Source organism: Massilia sp. (assembly GCF_046293535.1).
GTDB lineage: Bacteria > Pseudomonadota > Gammaproteobacteria > Burkholderiales > Burkholderiaceae_D > Telluria.
In genome coordinates this window covers 24,050-45,222 of record NZ_JBKBOV010000021.1, presented here as the reverse complement: position 1 = coordinate 45,222, position 21,173 = coordinate 24,050, and the positions used below count along the sequence as shown (strand labels likewise).

Sequence of the window (21,173 nt, the reverse complement as noted above, 5' to 3'; positions counted from 1 at the left end):
CGTATTTCCATATTCGCAACGTACGAATTGGATTTAAACAACAAAAAACCCCGCAAGCGCTAGGCTATGCGGGGTTTGTAGTCCGGAAGATTCGCGGAACCGGATGCTCTGTCAGACGTTAAACAGGAAGTTCAACACATCCCCATCCTTGACGATGTACTCCTTGCCTTCCGCCCGCATCTTGCCCGCTTCCTTGGCGCCCGCCTCACCCTTGTAGGCGATGTAGTCGTCGAAGGAAATGGTCTGTGCACGGATGAAGCCGCGCTCGAAGTCGGTATGGATCACGCCCGCGGCCTGCGGCGCGGTGGCGCCAATCGGCACGGTCCAGGCGCGTACTTCCTTCACGCCGGCGGTGAAGTAGGTTTGCAGGCCCAGCAGCTTGAAGCCGGCGCGGATCAGGCGGTCCAGGCCCGGCTCGTCCATGCCCATGTCAGCCAGGAATTCCTTCTTGTCGGCGTCGTCCATCTCCGCGATTTCCGACTCGATGGCCGCGCAGATGGCGACGATCGGGGCGTTCTGCTCGGCGGCGAAGGCGGTCAACTGGTCCAGCAGCGGGTTGTTGGTAAAGCCGCTGTCCGAGACGTTGGCCACGTACATGGCCGGCTTGGCGGTGATCAGGCTCAGCTGCTTGAGCAGGGCCATGTCATCGGCGTCCAGGCCCAGGGTGCGGACCGGCAGGCCTTCGTTCAGGTGCGGCAGGACCTTTTCCAGCAACGTGACCAGCTTGAGTGCATCCTTGTCGCCCGAACGCGCCTTCTTCTGCTCGCGGTGGATCGCCTTCTCGACGGTGGACAGGTCGGCCAGCGCCAGTTCGGTCTGGATCACGACGATGTCGTCCAGGGGGCTGACCTTGCCGGCCACGTGGATGACGTTGTCGTCTTCGAAGCAGCGCACCACGTTGACGATGGCGTCGGTTTCACGGATGTGCGACAGGAACTGGTTGCCCAAGCCCTCGCCTTTCGACGCGCCGGCCACCAGGCCCGCGATGTCGACGAATTCCACGATGGCCTTGACCACGCGCTCCGGCTTGACGATGGCAGCCAGCTGGTCGATGCGCGGATCCGGCACCTCGACCACGCCGACGTTCGGCTCGATGGTGCAGAACGGGTAGTTTTCAGCCGGGATGCCGGCCTTGGTCAGTGCGTTGAACAGGGTGGACTTGCCGACGTTCGGCAGGCCGACGATGCCGCATTTGAGGCTCATGGGAACTCTTTCTATTCGGTGAACGCGGAGCGCGGATACAGCCTGCTCCAAAACCCCACATTGTAACCTCGGACGCGTCGGGTTGCCGAAAAAAACGGCGTGCGCCGCCGCTGCTGTTGCGTCCAATTGCACATCCTATGCGTGCAAAAGCGCGTATTTTGGCCGGGATCGTTGCTGATAAGATTAAAAATCCCCGTCTTCTGGAACGACATGACCCCGCAAGCCTTGCAATACATTGCCGACTACATGATGCCGGCCTTCCCGCCAAGCCGTTCCGACCTCGGTTTCCTGTTCGGCACCCGGCATGGCGTCGACCAGTTTTGCGAGACCGCACACGCGCTCTGGCAGGATGGCATGTTCGACCGCCTGCTGGTGTCGGGCGGACGCACCGCCGGACAGGCCACGGCCGAGGCGGACGTGATCGGCGCGCGGCTGGTACAGCTCGGTATGCCCGCGGTGCTGCCGTGACGCGCGTGCGCAAGGCATGGCGCCTGTCCGCGCTGCTGGCGGCATTCGTGCTGGCCTACTTGGCCGTAGCGGCCGCCTGGGCGTGGACGGCGTTCGATGACGCGCTCCGTTTGGCGCCGCTCACGGAAACGGTGGTGCTCTCCGAACGCCAGGCCGCGATCCTGCTGCGCGTCGAAGACCCGGACTTCTACGGTCATCCTGGCCTGAGCATCGGCCAGGGCCAGGGCGTGGCCACCATTTCATCGGCGGTGGCGCGTGACCTGTTCCTCGGCAAAGACCGGCTCGACGGCGTGCAAGGTGTGTTCCAGGCCTTCTACCGCGGCGTGTTCGCCTGCTGCAAGCGCATCGACCTGGGCCGCGACATGATGGCGCTGGTGCTGGACGCCAGGATGTCCAAGCGCGAACAGCTGCAGCGCTATACCGCCACCGTCTACATGGGTACGCACGAAGGGCAGCAGCTCAAGGGGCTGGCGCAGGCCGCGCGCAGCTACCTGGGCAAGCCGCTCGCGGCGGCGACGGACGAGGAATTCATCCGGCTGGTGGCGATGATCAAGGCCCCCAACCACTACCACCCCTCACGCAACCCGGCGGCGCTGGCCGAGCGCGCGGCGCGCATCCAGGCGCTGCTGCTCGGCAGCTGCGCGCCCGACGGCTGGTTCGATACCGACTACGCGGGCTGCGCGACCTAGATCGGCTTGATCAGCGACAGGTCTGGCTTGGCCACGAACGCGGCCAGCTCGTCGCGCAGGCGCTGCCCCTCCCCCATCGCGCGTTGCCAGTTGCGGATGCGCTCGTCATGGTCGAGGCCATAGAACTTGAAGTCCGCCCGGTCCGGCAGCTTGGCGCGCGGCAGGGTGCGCAGGAATTCGCTCGATGGCGAGACGATCAGCACGTTGTCGAGCCAGTGGCGGTGGGCTCGCCCCGCACGGCGCCATGGGAAGCCCTTGTCGAGCCAGCCCGGCACGATGTGCTGCGTGAAGTGCGGGTACAGCACCAGGTCGCCCTTCGCCTCGCCGGCGGCCTTCGCATAGGGCAAGGCGAGGTGGTAGTCGATGATGCCACCGTCCCAGTAGCAGCCGGGCGGCAGGTCCGCGATGCCGCTGACCGGCTTCATGATGAGCGGCAGCGTGCCCGAGGCCAGCAGGCTGGCGGCGAGGTTCTGGCGCGTGAGCGAGGAAAAATGGGTGGTGAAGGCGTCGAAGCGCTCGCGCAGCCAGGGCGCCCGGGCACGCGCGTCGCCGATCACGACACGTTCCATCATGCGCCCCAGCCAGGCACGCGAGCAGGCATTGTGCAGTGCCGCCGCGGCGAAACCGCGCAGCTCGGCGCGCGAATGCGCCGGCGACGCCAGGCTGCCCTTGCCGCGCACCGCCAGCAGGTGCAGGCGGTGGTGCGGATGGCTGACGATGTCGTCTTCGTGGCCGCGCACGAACTCGCCCAGCAGGCCCTGCACCACCTCGTCGATCTGCTGCTGGGTCGGCTTCTTGCTGGTGTAGCGCTGGCCCGCGTACAGCTCGCCCAGGCGCGCAAACGCCTTGACCGGGTCGCGCTGGCAGGCGGCGGCCATGCGCCATGCGCCGATCGAGGAACCGATCAGCACGCGCTCGCGCGGCGCGCCAGGGAGCCATTCGCCGAACATCCATTGGTCGAGCGCCTGGAAGATCAGGCCCTTGGGGCCGCCGGCCGCGGCCGGCACGATGGCGATGTCCTGCGCGCGCAAGCCCTGCGCGCCGATCTGGGCCAGGGCCTGCGGCCCGGCGTGGAATGTAAGTGCCTTCATGGGCCGAAATTATGGCAGGAAGAAGCTACTTGCGCAGGCTCAAGGGTGGCACGGAGGCGCTGCGTAACATGGGTCGGTCGCTTTTGCGGGGAGCCGCCCATGCCCTTCCGATTTGCCATGTTCCTCATGCTGCTCCTCGCCTGCGGCCGATTGGCGGCGGCCGACAGCGGCACAGACCCTTCGGTCCTCATCGAACGGCACTGGCAGCACTTCACGGTCGACGCCGACGGCGCCTACACCCTCGACGTCGAACTGGCAAAGACGATGCTCACGCCGGCCGCCGTCGAGCAGCATGCCGAGCAGTTCGTCGGCTTCAATGGCTCGCTCGACGAAATCATCTCCATCGAAGCATGGACCACCAAGCCCGACGGGCGCCGCGTGCCGGTCGGGCCGGAGCAGATCCGCGACCAGCACGAAGCCGCCTCGCCGGACGCGCCCATGTTCCAGGACACGCGCCTGAAAGTCGTGATCTTCCCGGGCGTGCAAGCCGGCGACACGCTCACCCTGCGCTATTCGCTACGGCGCCATACGCCGCTGTTTCCCGGCCAGTTCGAAGATTTCACGGTGGCCCGCCCCTACCGCCACAAGGACTTCCGGCTCAGCTACGACTTGCCGGCCTCGATGAGCTTGCAGGCCGATGCCGTCGGCTTCGTCCCGGAGTTTGCCGTCAGCGCGCCGGGCCGGCGCCGCCATGCGTTTCGCTACGTGGACGGCGCCAATCCACGCATCGAACAGGGTTCGGTGAGCCATCTCGACCATGGACGGCGGCTGGCGGTCTCCACCTTCCCCGACTATCCGGCTTTTGCGCAGGCCTATCATGCGCGCGCCAGCGCGGCAGCCAGGCCGGATGCCGCCATCGCGGCGCTGGCAAGCCAGCTCACGCAAGGCCTCGACGACACGCAGGCGCGGGCGATCGCGCTGTCGGACTGGGTGCGGCGTAATATCCGCTACGTCGCGGTCTACCTGGGGCCGGGCGGCGTGGTGCCGCACCCTGCCTCTTCCGTGCTGGCGAACCGCTATGGCGACTGCAAGGACCATGCGGTGCTGCTGCAGGCCCTGCTGGCAGCCGCCGGCATCCCGTCCAGCGCCGCGCTGGTCAACGGCGACGATGCCTACCGCCTGCCCGCGGTGCCGACGCTGGGCGTGCTGAACCACGTGATCGTCTACGTGCCGCAGTTGCAGCTCTTCCTCGACCCGACCGCCGGCACGGTGGCGGGCGGCTTCCTGCCACCGAGCCTGCTCGGCAAACCGGTGCTGCTAACGGAGTCCGGCGGATTCGCGGTCACGCCGGTGTACCAGCCGGCGCGCAGCCGCACCCTGACGCGCTTCGCTATCGCGCGCGACGGCAGCAGCCGCTTCCACGTCCGGCGCACCAGCGGCGGCGCCATCGCGGAACCCTACCGCCAGGCCGTGCGCGCCACGCCCCAGGCCGAGCGCGAGCGTTTTGTCAGGCGCATGCTGGCAGGGCTGGGACAGACCGGCGATGGCCTGTTCGAGCCGGGCGAGACCGAGGGCGCCGGCAAAGGCTCGCCGCGGGACGACTACACGCTGGGCTTCTCGGGTGCGACCGACGGTTTCGTGCGCCTGCCCGGTCCGGCCGCGCTGCCCACCACCTACAACTTCTGGGGTGGGCTGGGCGACGCGGTATTCGAGCTGGGACGCGAACCGGAGCGGCGCCAGGAATTCGTCTGCCCCGCCATCGATGCGGAGGACGAACTGCGCTACGCGCTGCCGCCGCGTACCCGCGTGCTGGCGCTGCCCAAGGGGGTGACCGTCGATGACGGCAGCTTCTTCTACCGCTCGCAGTATGCGCGCCAGGGCGATGAGGTGGTGGTCAAGCGCCGTCTGCAGTTCCGGCATACGGCGGCCACCTGCACGCCGGAAGACTACCACCGGATGCGGCCGGCCCTCGAGCGCATGATGGGCGACCTGCGCGGACAGGTGGTGCTGCGGGGACGCTAGCGCTCAGGCGGTATGCAGCTGCATCATCGCCACGTCCATCTTGCCTTCGCAGCACAGCGGAACGATGCGCAGGGCCTTGTCGATCGATTCCTCGATCAGGGTCTGCTCTTCGCGGCGCGGGCGGTGCAGCACGAAGTCCGCCACGGCCTGCTGCAGGTTCAGGCTGCGCGGGTGGCCGATGCCCAAGCGCAGGCGCCAGTATTCCTGGGTGCCGAGGGCGGAGGTAATATCCTTCAGGCCGTTGTGGCCGCCCGATGAGCCGCCCTTCTTGAGCTTGGCGACGCCCGGCAGCATGTCGAGTTCGTCGTGTACGACGAGCACCTCGTCCGGGTTGATTTTATAGAAGCGCGCCAGCGCGCCGACCGACTGGCCGGAGCGGTTCATGTAGGTCAGCGGTTCCAGCAGCCAGACTTCGTTGCCGGCGATCCGGGTCTTCGCCACCATCGCATTGAAGCGCGATTCACGCTGCAGGCGGCAGCCCGGCAGCGAATTGGCCAGGTTGTCGACCAGCCAGAAGCCGGCGTTGTGGCGGGTTTGTTCGTATTCCGGGCCCGGGTTGCCGAGGCCGACGATCAGACGGATGGACATGCGCTGTCTACTTTGATTCTAGGAAAAAGAGGATTATCGCTGAAAAACGCAGCGCGCCGTCATTCGTAGGGTGGGCGGCTGCACCACAACAATATGATCTGCCGCTAAAACGCTGCCGCCCACGCGTTCAAGCAGCGGAAGAACAGACGCGCGGGCAGGCTCATCGTGCTTTGAACGCGTGGGCGGCGACGAAGCCGCGGTGTGGGCGCCGTCCGGGTAGAGCCGCCCACCCTACGGAAAAGCACGACATCGCGAACCGGGAAAAGCAAAAACCCGCCGGGCAAGCCACGGCGGGTTTCGATTCCAGCAAGCCGCCGAAGCGGCCGGCAAAGAAGGTATTACTCGGCAGCGGCTTCAGCCGATGCTGCGCCACGCGGGATCGAGGTGGTCACCAGGGTCAGGTTCTGGCCGTGGGTCAGCGCGGTCACGCCTTCTGGCAGGGTCAGGTCGTTCACGTGGACCGACTGGCCGGCTTCCAGCTTGCTCAGGTCGACTTCGATGAACTCCGGCAGTTTGCCCGGCAGGCAAGCCACTTCCAGTTCGTTGGCGACGTGCGAGATCACAGCGCTGCTCAGCTTGACGGCCGGCGAGATGTCGGCGTTGATGAAGTGCAGGGTGACCTTGGTGTGGATCGGCTTCGATGCGTCGACGCGCTGGAAGTCAGCGTGCAGGACCAGTTGCTTGTATGCGTGCATCTGGAAGTCGCGCAGCAGGACTTGCTGGGTCTTGCCTTCGATTTCGAGGTCCAGCACCGAACCGTGGAAAGCTTCTTTCTTGAGCGCGTGGAACAGCGCGTTGCCATCCAGGGCGATCAGTTGCGGGGCTTCGGCGCCACCGTAGATGATGCCCGGGGTCTGGCCAGCGTTGCGCAGGCGGCGGCTCGCTCCGGTCCCCTGCTGAGTGCGGTTGAATGCGACTACTTTCATGTGAAACTCCAAGATAAACGGGTCCGAATGCCAGGAACGCCTGGCCCGGTAACCCAGTGGTGACTCCCCCGCGACCAGGGGAGTCGTGAACAAGCGCCATGCTGCGCGCTCAAGATTTCGTAAAACTGACATTTTCGGCATCGCCGGAAATGTCATCCCCGCGAAGGCGGGGACCCAAGTTCTATTTACGTCAACGGCGCGCCGGCCATGTCAGCCAGGCGCGCCGCAAAATACGACGTGTTGTTGCTTAATCGACGAACAGCGAGATGACCGAGTCGCCCTTGACGATCCGCTTGAAGGTCTCGGCCAGCAGCGGTGCGCAGGTCAGCTGGCGGATCTTGGTGCAGGCGGCGCCGGCTTCGCTCAGCGGGATGGTGTCGGTGACGACCAGCTCGTCGAGCGGGGAATTCTGGATGCGCTCGATTGCCGGGCCCGACAGGACCGGGTGCGTGCAGTAGGCAACGACCTTCTTGGCGCCGCGCTCTTTCAGCACTTCGGCGGCCTTGCACAGCGTGCCGGCGGTGTCGACCATGTCGTCCATGATCACGCAGTTGCGGCCTTCGACTTCACCGATGATGTTCATGACTTCCGACACGTTCGCCTTCGGGCGGCGCTTGTCGATGATCGCCAGGTCGCAGCCGAGGCGCTTGGCCAGCGCACGGGCGCGCACCACGCCGCCGACGTCCGGCGACACGACCAGCAGGTCGTCGTAGTTGCGCTTCTGCAGGTCACCCAGCAGGATCGGCGATGCGTAGATGTTATCGACCGGGATGTCGAAGAAGCCCTGGATCTGGTCGGCGTGCAGGTCCATGATCAGGACGCGCTCGACGCCGGCTTCTTCCAGCATGTTGGCGACGACCTTGGCCGAGATCGCGACGCGCGCCGAGCGCGGGCGGCGGTCCTGGCGGGCATAGCCGAAGTAAGGGATGGCGGCGGTGATGCGGCCTGCCGATGCGCGCTTGAGAGCGTCGACCATCAGCATGATTTCCATCAGGTTGTCGTTGGTCGGTGCGCAGGTCGATTGCAGGACGAAGACATCCTTGCCGCGCACGTTCTCGTTGATCTCGACCATGACTTCGCCGTCCGAGAATTTCGAGACGACTGCTTTACCGAGTGGAATGCCGAGGTTTTTGGCGACCCCCTCTGCTAGTGCCGGATTAGCGTTGCCGGTAAAAACCATCAGGTTTTCGTAAGCCATGGAGGGAATCCCAAGAAATGCGTTGTTGATACTGGAAAAACAATCAGCCGGACGAACCGGCTGATTAGCTTATGGATGCAGGCCGAACGCTGCACCGCTGTTTATCCCGCTGGAGGATCATGCCTCGACAGCCGGGAAAACTTTGGCAGGGGAACAAGGATTCGAACCTTGGAATGCCGGAATCAAAATCCGGTGCCTTAACCAACTTGGCGATTCCCCTACACGACTTGAAGCTTGCCGTTACATTCTACGTATTTTAACGTCTAACGTCGCGACAGGCAAAATTTTATTCTACAACTCGTTGATTTGCAAGAGCGATTTCATCGGGTGGCTCGCCAGCGAATGCGCTTTCCATGCTTTCCACTGCTTTGGCACCTGTGCCAGAACCTGGTCCGCTTCGCGCTCGCCGGAGAAGGCACAGAACAAACATGCCCCCGAGCCAGTCATCCTGGCATCGCCGTAGCCGCCCAGCCATCTCACCGCCTCTGCTACCGGCGGGAACAGGCGTTCAGCCACGTCCTGCAAATCATTTTTTCCGAAGCCAATCTGCTTGCCTGAAACAGCGAGGCTGCTGGAAAAGTCCGCTATTGTAACGGGCTTCGTATCCCGCGTCAAATCGTGCGCGGAAAAAATTGCCGGCGTCGGCACCGCGACGCCCGGCTCGAGCACCACATACCAGCAATCCGGCCCCGGCACCGCCTGCAGGGCTTCGCCCACGCCTTCCACGAACGCGGTCTCGCCGAACAAGAAGAAGGGGATGTCGGCGCCGAGCGGCAGGCCCAGGTCCATCAGTTCCTGCGTGCCCAAGCCGGTGCCCCACAGATGGTTGGCCGCCATCAGCGCGGTGGCCGCGTCCGACGAGCCGCCACCCAGCCCGCCGCCCATCGGCAGGATCTTCTCGATGGCGACGTCGATGCCCGGCGGCAGGCGGCCGTGGCGGCGCGCATGTTCCGCCTGCAACAGGCGCAGCGCGCGCACGATCAGGTCCTGGTCCTGCGGCACCCCCGGCACCTCGGTCGTACGTACGATTTGCTCGTCGTCGCGCAGGTCGAAGTGCAAGGTGTCGCCATGGTCGATCAGCTGGAACACGCTTTGCAGCAGGTGGTAGCCGTCGGCGCGGCGGCCGGTCACGTGCAGGAACAGATTCAGCTTGGCCGGAGCCGGGCAATCGTGAAGCGAGCGCATTGATGCTTATCCCTGTCCTGCCGGGTTGATGACGATGCGGATTTCGAGGTCCTGGATATCTCCCACCGCGGCACGGGTGGCGTGGATGACGCGCGGCACCGGCTGGGCGGCGTTCGGGTCCTGCCACTCGACGAAGCGCAGGCGCCAGCCGTCTTGCGTGACGAGCTCGTTGCGTGCCGGCGAAGCGCTGAAGCGCTGCCCCTGCGCATCCACGGCATAGCCCTGCAGCCAGTCACGCAGGCCCGACACCGGCAGCGGCCAGCCCAGCGTGCGCTGGCTCAGGGTGTCGACGTCGGCTTCCGTCACCGGTGCGCGGCCGGCCTGGGTCAGCGTGGCCGATTGCGGCCTGACCTCGATGGTGGCGACCGTCTGGCCCAGCGGGTTGGCGATGGTGACATCCACCTGGCCCGGGCGCTGCGTCCAGTCGAAGTTGACGGTCATCGATTCGCGGTTGCCGCTCTTCTGGTAGTTGACCGACAGGCGGCCGCTGAGATCGATGGCATCGCGGTAAGCGCCCACGGTGGCGACATTGGTGCTGGTGGTGGCGCAGCCGGCAAGGACGGCGGCGCAAGCGAACAGGGTGAGGCGACGGGTAAGCGGCATCGGCAAAGGGGGCGGAATCGAAAGCGTGGATTATTTCACAAGCTCTGGCGCAGGCGCGCCAGCGTGCTGCGCAGGGTGTCGTTCTGCGGGTCCTTGGCACGCGCCTCGCGCCACAGCTCCTGCGCGGCGGCCTGCTGCCCCTTCTGGAACAGCACCTCGCCCAGGTGCACGGCGATTTCCGGGTCGCGCCGCAGCGCATAGGCATTGCGCAGGTACTTCTCGGCCTCGTCCAGCTTGCCCAGGCGGTACTGCACCCAGCCCATGCTGTCCATGATGAAGGGGTCGCCCGGCGCCATCTCGAGCGCCTTGGCGATCAGGGCGTGGGCCTCCTGCAGGCGGACATTGCGATCGGCCAGCGAGTAACCGAGCGCGTTGTAGGCATGGTGGTTGTCCGGCGCCAGCGCCATCACCTCGCGCAGCAGCTTTTCCATCACTTCCACGCGGCCGATCTTTTCGGCCAGCAGGGCGAAGTCGTACAGCAGGTCCGGGTTCTTGGGGAAGCGCTTGGCGGCGGCCTCCATCAGCGAATACGCCTCGAGCAGGCGGCCGGCATCGCGCAGCAGCTGCACTTCGGCCACCGCCACCTGGGCCTGCTGTGCCGGCTCGAGCGGCTTGAGGCCGGCCAGCAGCTTGCGCCCGCCCGCCAGGTCGCCCTGCTTGGCCATCAACTGGGCGCGGCGCAACTGGGCGCTGAGCAGCAACTGGGGGTCGGTGCCGGCGGGGACCTTGTCGAGCCAGGCCAGCGCGGCCGGGACGTCGCCGCGCTCGTCCGCGATCTGGGCCAGGATCAGGAGCGCGCGGGTGGGGTCGCGCTCGTCTTCCGGATTGCGGCCGAGCACCTCGACGAAGCGGGTGAAATAGCCTTCGGCGGCCTTGGGATCGTTCATCTGGGTGGCCAGCACGCCCAGCGCGTACAGGTTGCCGGCATCGTCCGGACGCCCCTTGAGCAGGGTCTCGAACTGGGCGCGCGCCTGGCCGTACTGCTTCTGGTTGACCAGGACCCGGGCGTGTGCGGCGCGCACCTCGCGCGCTTCCGGGTGGGCTTTCAGGAAGGCTTCCAGCATCGGGGCGGTCTTGGCTTCGTCCTCGATGACCTGGGCCATCATCAGCACCGCGATCTCGGAATCCGGCTTGAGGCCGAGCGCCGCCTGCGCCGCGCGCTGGGCCGCTTCGCGGTCGCCGCGCCCCAGCGCCGCCTGGGCGCGCACGATATGCGCCTCGAAGGTATTGTCGTAGGGAGCGATGACGCGCTCGAGCATCGCATTGGCCGCCTCCTTGTCCTTGGCGCGGCCCAGCAGCTGCTGGATCTGGAACAACAGCACCCCGCGCTTGTCCGGCGGCGCTTCCTTCAGGCGCTCCACGAAAACCGGCTCGACGTCGGCGATATTGTCCGAGGTGACCACCATGCCGACGAAGTACTGGGTCGCCTCGTCCGACTGCGGGTCGAGCTCGCGCCACAGGCGCACGGCGGCCAGGGTGTCGTCGGCCTGGCGCGCGGCCACCGCCATCTCGGCCGCGCGGCGCGCCAGGCGCGGATCGCGCGTCTGCTGGGCCAGCGAGAGCATGGTGAGGTAGGGCCCCTGCCAGTCGCCCTTGCGGAATGCAAACTCGGCCTTAAGTAACTGGTTCAGCATGCTGCTGGTGAGCTGGACCTTGGGCAGCCGCGCTTCCACCTCGGCCCGGGCTTTCGCCTCCAGTTCCTCCTCGTCGGCCTCTGCCTGTGCGGTGTCGGCGTCACTGGAGCCTGCCTCGGCGGCGGCCAGCGGCGTGTCCGAGGACGCGCTTGCGGCCCCGGCCGCGGCCTGTTGCGCAGTTTGCTGTCCCGGCGCGACGGCGCATGCCGCCAGGATGCTCGAGAGGGTTACAATGACGAAAGCGTTTTTCAAGGCAAGTCCATTCTGAGATGTTGTCTCTGATTCTACGCTCAAGCATGCGCCCGCGTGCACTGCAGCGCGATTTACTTAATGGCTGCCTAAGAATTTACACCACTCCCCTTCCCTATGCCTGAACTGCCAGAAGTAGAAGTCACCCGGCGCGGTGTCGCGCCCCATATCGAAGGCCGCGTCGTCGAACAGGTGATCGTGCGCCGCGACGGCCTGCGCTGGCCCTTCCCGCCTGGTTTGTCCGAGCGCCTGGCCGGCCGCCGCATCCTCGCCACCGGGCGCCGCGGCAAGTACCTGCTGATCGAGTTCGAGCACGGCACCCTGATCGTCCACCTCGGCATGTCCGGCCACCTGCGCGTGCTGCCGCCGGGGATCGAGCCGCGCAAGCACGACCATTTCGACCTGGTGGTCGTCGGGACGGATGCGGGTCCGGAGGGACGACAGGTGCTGCGCCTGCACGATCCGCGCCGCTTCGGCGCCGTGCTCTGGCACGGCAAGGACGAAGGCGAACTCGAAGAACACCTGCTGCTGCGCGGCCTGGGCGTGGAGCCGCTGGGCGAGGGCTTTTCGGGCGAACTCCTGTGGCGCGAGACGCGCAAGCGCAATGCGCCGATCAAGCAGGTGCTGCTGGCCGGCGATATCGTGGTCGGAGTCGGCAACATCTACGCCTGCGAAAGCCTGTTCCGGGCCGGGATCAACCCGAAGACGCCGGCCGCGCGTATCAGCCGCGCCCGCTACGAGCGGCTGGCCGAAGCCATCAAGGACATCCTGGCCGCCGCCATCGTGCAGGGCGGCAGCACGCTGCGCGACTTTATTGCTGTAAACGGACAATCCGGGTATTTCCAGCAGACATATTTCGTCTATGATCGTGCTGGAGTGCCCTGCCGCAACTGTGGGTCGCCGGTCCGCCAGATCAAGCAGGGCCAGCGTTCGACCTTCTATTGCGTGCAATGCCAGCGCTGAATCCGTAGGGGTGATCTGGTCCAGTGGACCAGATCACGCGTAGCCGACCGCGCGTTCAAACTCTTGATGCATTGTGGCTATGCACGCCGGAGTCGAACGCGCGGCCGGGAAACCCGGCCACCCTACAAAACGAGCTAAATAACGATGCAGGATTTTCAAGAGTATGGCGCATGGCGCACCGCCGTCGCGCAGCAGTTGCAAGCGTATGGCGCCGCGCTGCGCGAGGCCGCGCTGATCGACGGCGGCGGCGAGCAGCAGCTCGAGCGGGCCCTGGCGCGCCTGCGCGACGACCGCCTGTCGGTCGCCTTCGTGGCCGAGTTCTCGCGCGGCAAGACCGAGCTGATCAACGCGATCTTCTTCGCCGACTACGGCCAGCGCATCCTGCCGTCCAGCGCCGGGCGCACCACCATGTGCCCGACCGAGCTGCTGTACGACCCGGCGCTGCCGCCCTGCATCCGGCTGCTGCCGATCGAGACCCGGCGCTCTCGCCTGTCCACCAGCGATTACCGGGACGACAGCGCCAGCTGGACCGTGCTGCCGCTCGACCTCGATGCCCCCGAACGCATGAGCGACGCCTTCCGCCAGGTAAGCCAGACACGGCGCGTGCCTTCTCTTGAAGCGCAGGAGTACGGCCTGTGGGACCCGGAAGACCCGGACCTCGCTTCCAGCCTGGGGGCGGACGGCACGGTCGAGATCCCGCAGTGGCGCCACGCCATCATCAACCTGCCGCATCCGCTGTTGAAGCAGGGCCTGGTGATCCTCGACACGCCGGGCCTGAACGCGATCGGCACCGAGCCGGAGCTGACCCTCAAGCTGATCCCGAACGCGCATGCGGTGCTGTTCGTGCTGGCCGCCGATACCGGCGTCACCCGCAGCGACATCGACGTCTGGCGCACCCACATCGGCACGGGACCGGGGCGCCTGGCGGTGCTGAACAAGATCGACGCGATGTGGGACGAGCTGCGCTCGCCGCAGGAAAACGAGGCCGAGATCGCGCGCCAGCAGCACGATGCCGCCCAGTTGCTGGGCCTGGAGGCCGCGCGCGTGTATCCGGTGTCGGCGCAGAAGGCCCTGGTCGGCAAGATCAACGGCGACATGGCCCTGTTCGAGAGAAGCCGCCTGGGGCAGCTGGAAGCCGCGCTGTTCCACGACCTGGTCCCGGCGCGCCGCGCCATCATCGCGCGCCAGCTGCGCGCCGACCTCGAGCAGCTGGTCGCCGGCCAGCAGGCCCTGGGCGCGGCGCGCATGCGCGACCTGGTCGAGCAGCTGCAGGAACTGAAAAGCCTGCGCGGCAAGAACCGGGGCGTGATCGCCCACATGGTGCGCCGCGTCGAGCTGGAAAAGAAGGAATTCGACGCCAGCCTGTTCAAGCTGCAGGGCACGCGCGCGGTGTTCGCGCGCCTGTCCACCGAGCTGTACTCGACGCTGGGCATGGACGCCGTGCAGCAGCACACCGAGGCGGTACGCGCGGCGATGCAGGCGGCGCGCTTCGCGACCGGCATGCGGGCCCCGGTGCGCAGCTATTTCGAGGCGATGCGGGCCAACCTCGAGGCCTCCGCCGGCAGGGTCAATGAAATCGGCGCCATGATGGATAGCATGGTTCGCAAGTTCTCGGCCGAGCATGGCCTGTCCTTGGGCAGCCCGATGGCGCTGTCGCTGGAACGCTACCGGCGTGAGATCGACGAGGTGGAGGAGCTGTTCCTGAAGCAGTTCGGCACCGCCACCCTGCTCATGACCAGCCGCGCCACCCTGCTCGAGCGCTTCTTCGACTCGATCGCCTCGCGCGTGCGCCACGTCTTCCGCGCCGCCAACCTGGAGGCCGAAACCTGGCTGAAGGTGCTCATGGCGCCGCTCGAGACGGCGATCCGCCAGCACCGCGACGGGCTGCGCCACCGCCAGGCCTCGATCCAGCGCATCCACGATGCCACCGACAGCCTGGAACAGAAGATCGCCGCCTTCGAGAGCACCCGGCAGGCCCTGGACGGCACCCGCACGGCGCTTGCGGACATGGCGCAGCAGCTCAGCGCAGTATTGGAAAAACAAGCAGCATGAAACGCCTCACCGAATTCGACCAATTGGCCGACCCGAGCTTTTCAACGGCCGTGATCGACTGGCAGCGCAGCCACGGCCGCCACACCCTGCCCTGGCAGAACACCACCGACGCCTACCGCATCTGGCTGTCCGAGATCATGCTGCAGCAGACCCAGGTGGCGGCGGTGCTCGGCTATTACGCCCGCTTCCTGGAGCGCTTCCCGACCGTGCAGGCCCTGGCCGACGCCCCGGTTGATGCCGTGATGGCGCACTGGAGCGGCCTGGGTTACTACACCCGGGCGCGCAACCTGCATGCCTGCGCCAAGCGCGTGGTGCAGGAGTACGGCGGCGTGTTCCCGAGCGATCCGGCGCTGCTGGCTGACCTGCCCGGCATCGGCCGCTCAACCGCCGCGGCGATTGCCGCGTTCTCGAGCGGCGCGCGCGCCGCCATCCTGGACGGCAACGTCAAGCGTGTGTTCGCGCGGGTGTTCGGCATCGACCAGTATCCGGGCGAGAAGCGGGTCGAGGACGCGCTGTGGCAGCGCGCCGATGCGCTGCTGCCGGAGGAAGGGATCGAATCGTACACGCAGGGCCTGATGGACCTGGGGGCGACCCTGTGCACGCGCAGCCGTCCGGATTGCCCGCGCTGCCCGCTGCAGGCACGCTGCGTCGCCCATGCCACGGGGCGCACGGCGGAACTCCCGGTGCGCAAACCAAAGAAGGCCACCCCGGAAAAGCGCGCCGCGCTGCTGGTGGTGATCGACCGCGGGCAGGTGCTGCTGGAGCAGCGCCCGGGGACCGGCATCTGGGGCGGATTGCTGTCGCTGCCGGAGGTCGACGGGCACCTGGGGGTGGATGTGGATGCCGTGTCGTCGCTTGACGCCGCAAAGGCCGCGGCGCAGTTCGGGACCGTGGACGAGGTGCGGGCGCTCAGGCCGCTGGTGCATGTGTTTACCCACTACAAGCTGCACATCGCGCCGTGGCAGGTGACGCTGGATGCACGTGGGAGCGCAACCGGCAGGCACCTGTGGTGGGATTTGCACGCGATTGGCGAGGCGCCGCTGCCGGCGCCGGTCAAGAAGCTGCTGCAGGAGCTGGGACAGCCGGGGTTGTTTGGTTGATCGCCAGCTCCCCACTGCATTCATTCCACTGTTAGCAGTGAGACCGTCATCCCGGCGAAGGCCGGGATCCAATTTCTTTCGTGGACCGCTAACGCTTGCGTGCACCCGCCAACGCGGCGCAACGAACTTGGGTTCCGGCCTTCGCCGGAACGACGGTTCATAAGCTAACGACCGACGGTAACGTCAGAAGTGATCGAGCGAAAAAATCCTGCGATGCTCCCGGATCGCATACCGGTCCGTCATCCCCGCAATGTAGTCCGCAATCTTCCTCGCCTGCCGCATCGGATCCCCTTCCACCTGGTAATCGTTCGGCAGCAGCACCGGGTCCGTCAGGAAGGCCTCGAACAGCTCGCGCACGATGCGGCTGGCCTTCACGCGCATGCGGTTCACCTGGAAGTGCCGGTACAGGTTCGCGTACAGGAAGCGTTTCAGGGCGGTGGTCTCGGCGCGCATCTGCGGCGAGAAGCGGATCAGGGGCGGGCCGGCGCGCACGTCGTCGATGCTCTGCGGCGCCGCTTCCTGCAGCAGCGCCCTCGAGGTCTCGACCAGGTCGGCCGTCATCGCGGTGATCATCAGGCGGATCGTCTCGTACAGCGCGCGCCGCCCCGGCAGGCCCGGATACTGGGTCTCCACCGTATGACGGTGGCGCGCGAACAGTTCCACCTCTTCCATCTGGGCCATGGTGAGCAGGCCGGAACGCAGGCCGTCGTCGATGTCGTGGTTGTTGTAGGCGATCTCGTCGGCCAGGTTGGTCAGCTGGGCTTCCAGGCTGGGCTGGCTGCGTTCCATGAAACGGCGCCCGAGCTCGCCCAGCTGGCGGGCGTTGGCCAGCGAGCAGTGCTTGAGGATGCCTTCGCGGGTTTCGAACGTCAGGTTGAGGCCGTCGAAGGCGCCGTAGTGCTCTTCCAGCTCGTCGACCACGCGCAGGCTCTGCAGGTTGTGCTCGAAGCCGCCGTAGTCCTTCATGCACTCGTTGAGCACGTCCTGGCCCACGTGACCGAAGGGCGTGTGTCCGAGGTCGTGCGCCAGCGCGGTGGCTTCGACCAGGTCTTCGTTGAGCGCCAGGCTGCGCGCCAGCGTGCGGCCGATCTGGGCCACCTCGATCGAGTGCGTGAGCCGGGTGCGGAACAGGTCGCCCTCGTGGTTGAGGAAGACCTGGGTCTTGTACTCGAGCCGGCGGAAGGCGGTCGAGTGGATGATGCGGTCGCGGTCGCGCTGGAATTCGCTGCGCGACCCTGCCGGCGGCTCGATGTGGGCGCGGCCGCGCGACTTCGACGAATGGGCTGCGTAGGGGGCAAGGCGTGCGTCGAAGTCCATGGCGATCATTCCTTTGTCGTATCCACGCAGGCCGCCAGCGTGGCCTTCAGGATTTCCGGCGGCACCGTCGTGATCGACGGGCTGCCCAGGGGCTTGAGCAGGATGAACTTGATCGCCCCGCCCTCGTTCTTCTTGTCCACCGCCATCAGCTCGATCCAGCGCTCCGCGCCCAGGTCGGGCGCCACGGTCGGCAGGCCGGCTGCTTTCACCAGATTGCGCACGCGCTCGACCGTCGCCGCGTCGATCAGGCCGAGGCGCGCCGACAGGTCGGCCGCCATCACCATGCCGCAGCCGACGGCTTCGCCGTGCAGCCAGGTGCCGAAGCCGAGGCCGGCCTCGATCGCGTGGCCGAAGGTGTGCCCGAAATTGAGCACCGCGCGCAGGCCGCCTTCGCGCTCGTCCTTGCGCACCACTTCCGCCTTGATCTCGCAGGAGCGCGCGATCGCGTAGGCCATCGCCTCGGGCTCGCGCCCCACCAGGCGGCCGATATTGGCCTCGATCCACTCGAAGTAGGCGGCATCGAGGATGGCGCCGTGCTTGATCACCTCGGCCAGGCCGGCCGCCAGTTCGCGCGGCGGCAGGGTGTCGAGGGTGGCGGTGTCGGCGATCACGGCGCGCGGCTGGTAGAAAGCGCCGATCATGTTCTTGCCGAGCGGGTGGTTGATGCCGGTCTTGCCGCCCACCGAGGAATCGACCTGCGACAGCAGCGTGGTCGGCACCTGCACGAAGGGCACGCCGCGCATGTAGCTGCTCGCTGCGAAGCCGGCCAGGTCGCCGATCACGCCGCCGCCCAGCGCCACGATCGTGGTCTTGCGGTCGCACTTGTGCTGGAGCAGCGCGTCGAACACCAGGTTCAGCGACTGCCAGTTCTTGTGCTCCTCGCCGTCCGGCAGGATGATCTCGACCACCTCGCGGCCGCTGGCGCGCAGTGCGCCGGCGACGCGCGCCAGGTACAGCGGCGCGACGGTGGTGTTGGTGACGATGGCGGCCTTGCCGCCGTCGATGTGGCGCGCGAGCAGCGCGCCGTCGTCCAGCAGCCTGGGGCCGATCGTGATCGGGTAGCTGCGGTCGCCCAGTTCGACGTTGAGGATGGTGGGTGCCGGTTGGTTCATTGCGTTCATCGGGTCGCTTGCCAGCTGGCGCGCCCGGGAGGCGGCATGCGCGGCCTCCTGCACGGCGAGCTGGTCCAAAATGATCTGTACCATCGATTGTACGTTAGGTCGGCCGGTATCGATGACGAGGTCCGCGATCTCGCGATACAGGGGGTCGCGCTGGGCCAGCAGTTCCTCGAGTTTGGCGCGCGGATCGGCGGTCTGCAGCAGCGGGCGGTTCTTGTCGTGCGCGGTGCGCTGCAGGATGCTGCCGATCGAGGCGCGCAGGTAGACCACGGTGCCGCGCTCGGCCAGCAGCGCGCGGCTGGCGGGGTTCAGCACGGCGCCGCCGCCGGTGGCCAGCACCAGGCCGTCCTGCGCGCTCAGCTCGCGGATCATGTCCGCTTCGCGGCGGCGGAAACTGCCCTCTCCCTCGATCTCGAAGATCCAGGGAATCGAGGCGCCGGTACGGGCTTCGATCTCGTGGTCGGAATCGACGAAGCGCATGCCGAGCTTGCGCGCCAGTTGGCGTCCGATGGTGGTCTTCCCCGCCCCCATCAGGCCGACCAGGAAGATGTTGTTGTTCTTGGGATGAGGCACTGCCAGGTCCGCAGAAATGAAAAAAGACGGCCAGTATAGACTGGCCGCCTCTTTTTGCGTCAAATCCGCATCACACGGATCAGTCTGAACCGCCCTTCAGATGTACTTGAACTTGTAGGGAGTCACCGTATTGCCCGGGGTTTTGACCTCCAGCGTCAATCCGCCGGTGCTGCAGGCTTCGTCCGGCGTCACCGTCACGGCGTGCAAAGTGCCTCCGCGCGCCGTGGTATTGACTACCGAGGCCGGCGCCACGAGAGAGACTGCCACCTTGCTGGCATCGCCCACGGTGAGCGTCGTGTTGCGCGGCATGGGATTGTTCAGGAGATCGGTCAGGCGGAAGCGCAGTTCGACTACGGAACAGCTTGCGCCGGCAATGCCCTTCAGGTCGGTCGGCTCACCGTCGGCCGCGGTCCAGTCGCGCCAGGTACCGTCGCTCTCGCGGACCTGCCGGATCAGGCGCGGATGGGAACCGCTGAACACGAGCTCGATCGAGCGGCGGATGTAGTTCAGGCCCCACTCCTTGTTGCCCGCCGCCTTGTAGCCACCCCCGCCATATGGAATCGGCAGGTCGCCCTTCTGCGCGTTGTACTGGCCGTCGCCGTCGGCATCCAGGAATGGATCTCCCATGTCGCCCTGCTGTCCGGTCGCCGGCTGCGGGAACTCCTCGCCGCCGCTGAGGCATTTGTCGACCAGCGGACGGTAAGGAGTGGTGGCCGGGACGAGGCAGGTGTACTGCCCGTCGCCGTTCGCATCAACGAAGTTCTCGATACCCTGGGCGTAGGCCAGCACGGTGACGCGGCCGTCGAGCGGGCGGAATTCCTGGGAACGCAGGGTCACTGTGCATGCGCCATCCTTGGTGAGGCAGGCGCCCTGGGCGGCCGAGCCGATCGAACCGCCTTCGGTCACGAAGTTGACCGCGGTGTTGTCCGACACGGGATTGCCGTACTGGTCGGCCATCATCACCTTGATCTCGGTTTCCTCGCCGTCGTGATTCCAGCCCTCGATGTTGTAGGTCTCCGCGCTCATCGACATGAACTTCTGGATCGGCAGGCCGGTGGATACGGTCAGCGTGTCGGACAGGCCGCTGATCTTGACACCGTTGCGCGTCGCCTCGGCCAACACGCGCACCGGGGTCGGGATCGTGCCCGACGAGACCATGGTCGTGACCAGGCCGCTCGCATCGGTGGTGGCGTTCGTCGGCGAGACCGACAGGCCGCCGGTGGTGGTGGTCGGGGTAAAATCCACGTTCACGCCGCGCAGGCCGTTGCCCTGCTGGTCGACCACGCGGAAGCTCAGCTGGGCCGTCTCCGAGCGGCCCAGGCCGCCCGAACCCTTCAGGACGATCGAGCTGCCGGTCGCGCTGCTGCCGTTGAACTGGATCGCACCGATGTTGGCGGCATCGACGTCGAGACTGATGCTCTGGCTCGAGTTGCCGACCGAAACGGTAATGGTGTCACGCCCCAGGGTGCAGCCGTTGTTGGTGTAGGTGGCAACCTGGACGCCGTTGGCGAAGGCGCCCGGCACCAGGGTCGCGCTGCCCACGCCCACGCACAGCGAGGTCATGTTCAGGCCCGACACCGAACTTGCGGGCTGGCCGCCGCTGGTCACGGGGATATTCAGCGACACGGTGCTGAAGGCCGGCAGGCGGCCGGTCAGGGCCGAGGCGAAACTCAAGGCGCCTACCGTCAGGGGTGCGGCCCCCACGGCGATATTACTGGTGGCGGTCACGGTCTTGCCTTCGACCACCGAGGTCGCGGTGATCCCGGTCGCGCCGGCCGAACTGGTGCCGGCCGGCTTGACCGACACCACGGCCACGCCATTGGCATCGGTCAGGGCGGAACCGGTATCCGGCGTGAAGGTGACCAGGCTGCTGGCGCTCGCGCTGAACTGGACGATGACGTTCGCGGCCGGCTTGCCGGCGGCGTTCAGGACGGTCGCCTTGACCGAGGCGCTCTGGCCGCCCGACAGCGAGGTGATGGCGGCGCCGCTGCCGTCGCTCAGCGCGAGGCTGACTTTCGGCTCGCTGGCGGCCGGGGTGCCGGTTCCGCCGCCGCCTGAACCGCTGCCGCCCGAACCGGCACCGCCGGTGCTGCCCGGGTTGCCGCCGCCGCCGCCGCAGGCGACGAGCATGGCGGCGGCAAGGCCGATCGCGGTCCAGCGGCCGATCGACGCCCGGACATCGTGTTTGGAAGAGTCACGCATGACTTCTGTTCTTTCTATTGTTATGTCGTTGGAATGTCTTGCCCGGGCTTTG

The 21,173-nt window shown here is 66.7% G+C and carries 17 protein-coding genes and 1 tRNA gene; 6 read left to right on the top strand and 12 right to left on the bottom strand.

Translation table 11 applies throughout. The features are described from left to right. Positions 1-111 precede the first annotated feature (111 nt). Positions 112-1,203: a redox-regulated ATPase YchF gene (gene ychF, locus ACK4S9_RS12840; protein WP_409726154.1), complete on the bottom strand. Its 1,092-nt coding sequence runs from the start codon at positions 1,201-1,203 to the stop codon at positions 112-114. Between the two features lie 210 nt (positions 1,204-1,413). Here ychF and ACK4S9_RS12835 point away from each other — a divergent pair, with 210 nt between their 5' ends. After that, complete coding sequence (locus ACK4S9_RS12835) at positions 1,414-1,671, top strand: hypothetical protein (protein WP_409726152.1); 258 nt, start codon at positions 1,414-1,416, stop codon at positions 1,669-1,671. Then, on the top strand, positions 1,668-2,360 hold the full coding sequence (locus tag ACK4S9_RS12830; protein ID WP_409726150.1) for a transglycosylase domain-containing protein: 693 nt from the start codon (positions 1,668-1,670) through the stop codon (positions 2,358-2,360). The genes ACK4S9_RS12835 and ACK4S9_RS12830 overlap by 4 nt, the downstream gene beginning before the upstream one ends. Here ACK4S9_RS12830 and ACK4S9_RS12825 read toward each other — a convergent pair. Continuing rightward, positions 2,357-3,451 carry a patatin-like phospholipase family protein gene (locus ACK4S9_RS12825; protein WP_409726148.1) on the bottom strand — a complete coding sequence of 365 codons (1,095 nt, stop codon included), beginning with the start codon at positions 3,449-3,451 and terminating at the stop codon, positions 2,357-2,359. The genes ACK4S9_RS12830 and ACK4S9_RS12825 overlap by 4 nt on opposite strands. A 99-nt stretch (positions 3,452-3,550) precedes the next feature. On the opposite strand from ACK4S9_RS12825, the gene ACK4S9_RS12820 reads away from it, so the two are divergent. Next, entirely contained in the window at positions 3,551-5,413 is a 1,863-nt protein-coding gene (locus ACK4S9_RS12820; RefSeq protein WP_409726146.1) for a DUF3857 domain-containing transglutaminase family protein, read from the top strand. 3 nt (positions 5,414-5,416) lie between these two features. On the opposite strand, the gene pth is transcribed toward ACK4S9_RS12820, so the two are convergent. The 7 genes from pth to ACK4S9_RS12785 form a co-directional block, all read right to left on the bottom strand. Then, complete coding sequence (gene pth / locus ACK4S9_RS12815; RefSeq protein WP_409726144.1) at positions 5,417-6,001, bottom strand: aminoacyl-tRNA hydrolase; 585 nt, start codon at positions 5,999-6,001, stop codon at positions 5,417-5,419. Between the two features lie 338 nt (positions 6,002-6,339). Then, positions 6,340-6,927 carry a 50S ribosomal protein L25/general stress protein Ctc gene (locus ACK4S9_RS12810; RefSeq protein ID WP_409726142.1) on the bottom strand — a complete coding sequence of 196 codons (588 nt, stop codon included), beginning with the start codon at positions 6,925-6,927 and terminating at the stop codon, positions 6,340-6,342. Positions 6,928-7,174: 247 nt separating this feature from the next. Next, a complete protein-coding gene (locus ACK4S9_RS12805; protein WP_409726140.1) occupies positions 7,175-8,125 on the bottom strand; it encodes a ribose-phosphate pyrophosphokinase in 951 nt (316 codons plus the stop codon). A gap of 143 nt (positions 8,126-8,268) precedes the next feature. Then, a tRNA-Gln gene (locus ACK4S9_RS12800) sits at positions 8,269-8,345 on the bottom strand. Positions 8,346-8,416: 71 nt separating this feature from the next. Then, on the bottom strand, positions 8,417-9,310 hold the full coding sequence (ispE, locus tag ACK4S9_RS12795; protein WP_409726138.1) for a 4-(cytidine 5'-diphospho)-2-C-methyl-D-erythritol kinase: 894 nt from the start codon (positions 9,308-9,310) through the stop codon (positions 8,417-8,419). Positions 9,311-9,316: 6 nt separating this feature from the next. Continuing rightward, positions 9,317-9,913, bottom strand: coding sequence for an outer membrane lipoprotein LolB (locus ACK4S9_RS12790; RefSeq protein WP_409726136.1), 597 nt, complete (start codon positions 9,911-9,913; stop codon positions 9,317-9,319). 35 nt (positions 9,914-9,948) lie between these two features. Continuing rightward, positions 9,949-11,799 carry a tetratricopeptide repeat protein gene (locus ACK4S9_RS12785; protein WP_409726134.1) on the bottom strand — a complete coding sequence of 617 codons (1,851 nt, stop codon included), beginning with the start codon at positions 11,797-11,799 and terminating at the stop codon, positions 9,949-9,951. 114 nt (positions 11,800-11,913) lie between these two features. On the opposite strand from ACK4S9_RS12785, the gene mutM reads away from it, so the two are divergent. The 3 genes from mutM (at position 11,914) to mutY (ending at position 15,911) form a co-directional block, all read left to right on the top strand. Then, positions 11,914-12,759 (top strand): bifunctional DNA-formamidopyrimidine glycosylase/DNA-(apurinic or apyrimidinic site) lyase, encoded by an 846-nt coding sequence (gene mutM / locus ACK4S9_RS12780; RefSeq protein ID WP_409726132.1) that lies wholly within the window; start codon positions 11,914-11,916, stop codon positions 12,757-12,759. 144 nt (positions 12,760-12,903) lie between these two features. Beyond that, positions 12,904-14,811 (top strand): dynamin family protein, encoded by a 1,908-nt coding sequence (locus ACK4S9_RS12775; RefSeq protein WP_409726130.1) that lies wholly within the window; start codon positions 12,904-12,906, stop codon positions 14,809-14,811. Beyond that, the gene (gene mutY, locus ACK4S9_RS12770) at positions 14,808-15,911 is read left to right on the top strand and encodes an A/G-specific adenine glycosylase (protein ID WP_409726128.1); all 1,104 of its coding nucleotides are present in this window, start codon (positions 14,808-14,810) and stop codon (positions 15,909-15,911) included. The genes ACK4S9_RS12775 and mutY overlap by 4 nt, the downstream gene beginning before the upstream one ends. A 183-nt stretch (positions 15,912-16,094) precedes the next feature. On the opposite strand, the gene ACK4S9_RS12765 is transcribed toward mutY, so the two are convergent. The 3 genes from ACK4S9_RS12765 to ACK4S9_RS12755 form a co-directional block, all read right to left on the bottom strand. After that, on the bottom strand, positions 16,095-17,228 hold the full coding sequence (locus ACK4S9_RS12765; protein WP_409726126.1) for a deoxyguanosinetriphosphate triphosphohydrolase: 1,134 nt from the start codon (positions 17,226-17,228) through the stop codon (positions 16,095-16,097). Positions 17,229-17,233: 5 nt separating this feature from the next. After that, on the bottom strand, positions 17,234-18,877 hold the full coding sequence (aroKB, locus tag ACK4S9_RS12760) for a bifunctional shikimate kinase/3-dehydroquinate synthase AroKB (RefSeq protein WP_409726209.1): 1,644 nt from the start codon (positions 18,875-18,877) through the stop codon (positions 17,234-17,236). A gap of 138 nt (positions 18,878-19,015) precedes the next feature. Further along, a complete protein-coding gene (locus tag ACK4S9_RS12755) occupies positions 19,016-21,121 on the bottom strand; it encodes a hypothetical protein (protein WP_409726124.1) in 2,106 nt (701 codons plus the stop codon). Positions 21,122-21,173 lie beyond the last annotated feature (52 nt).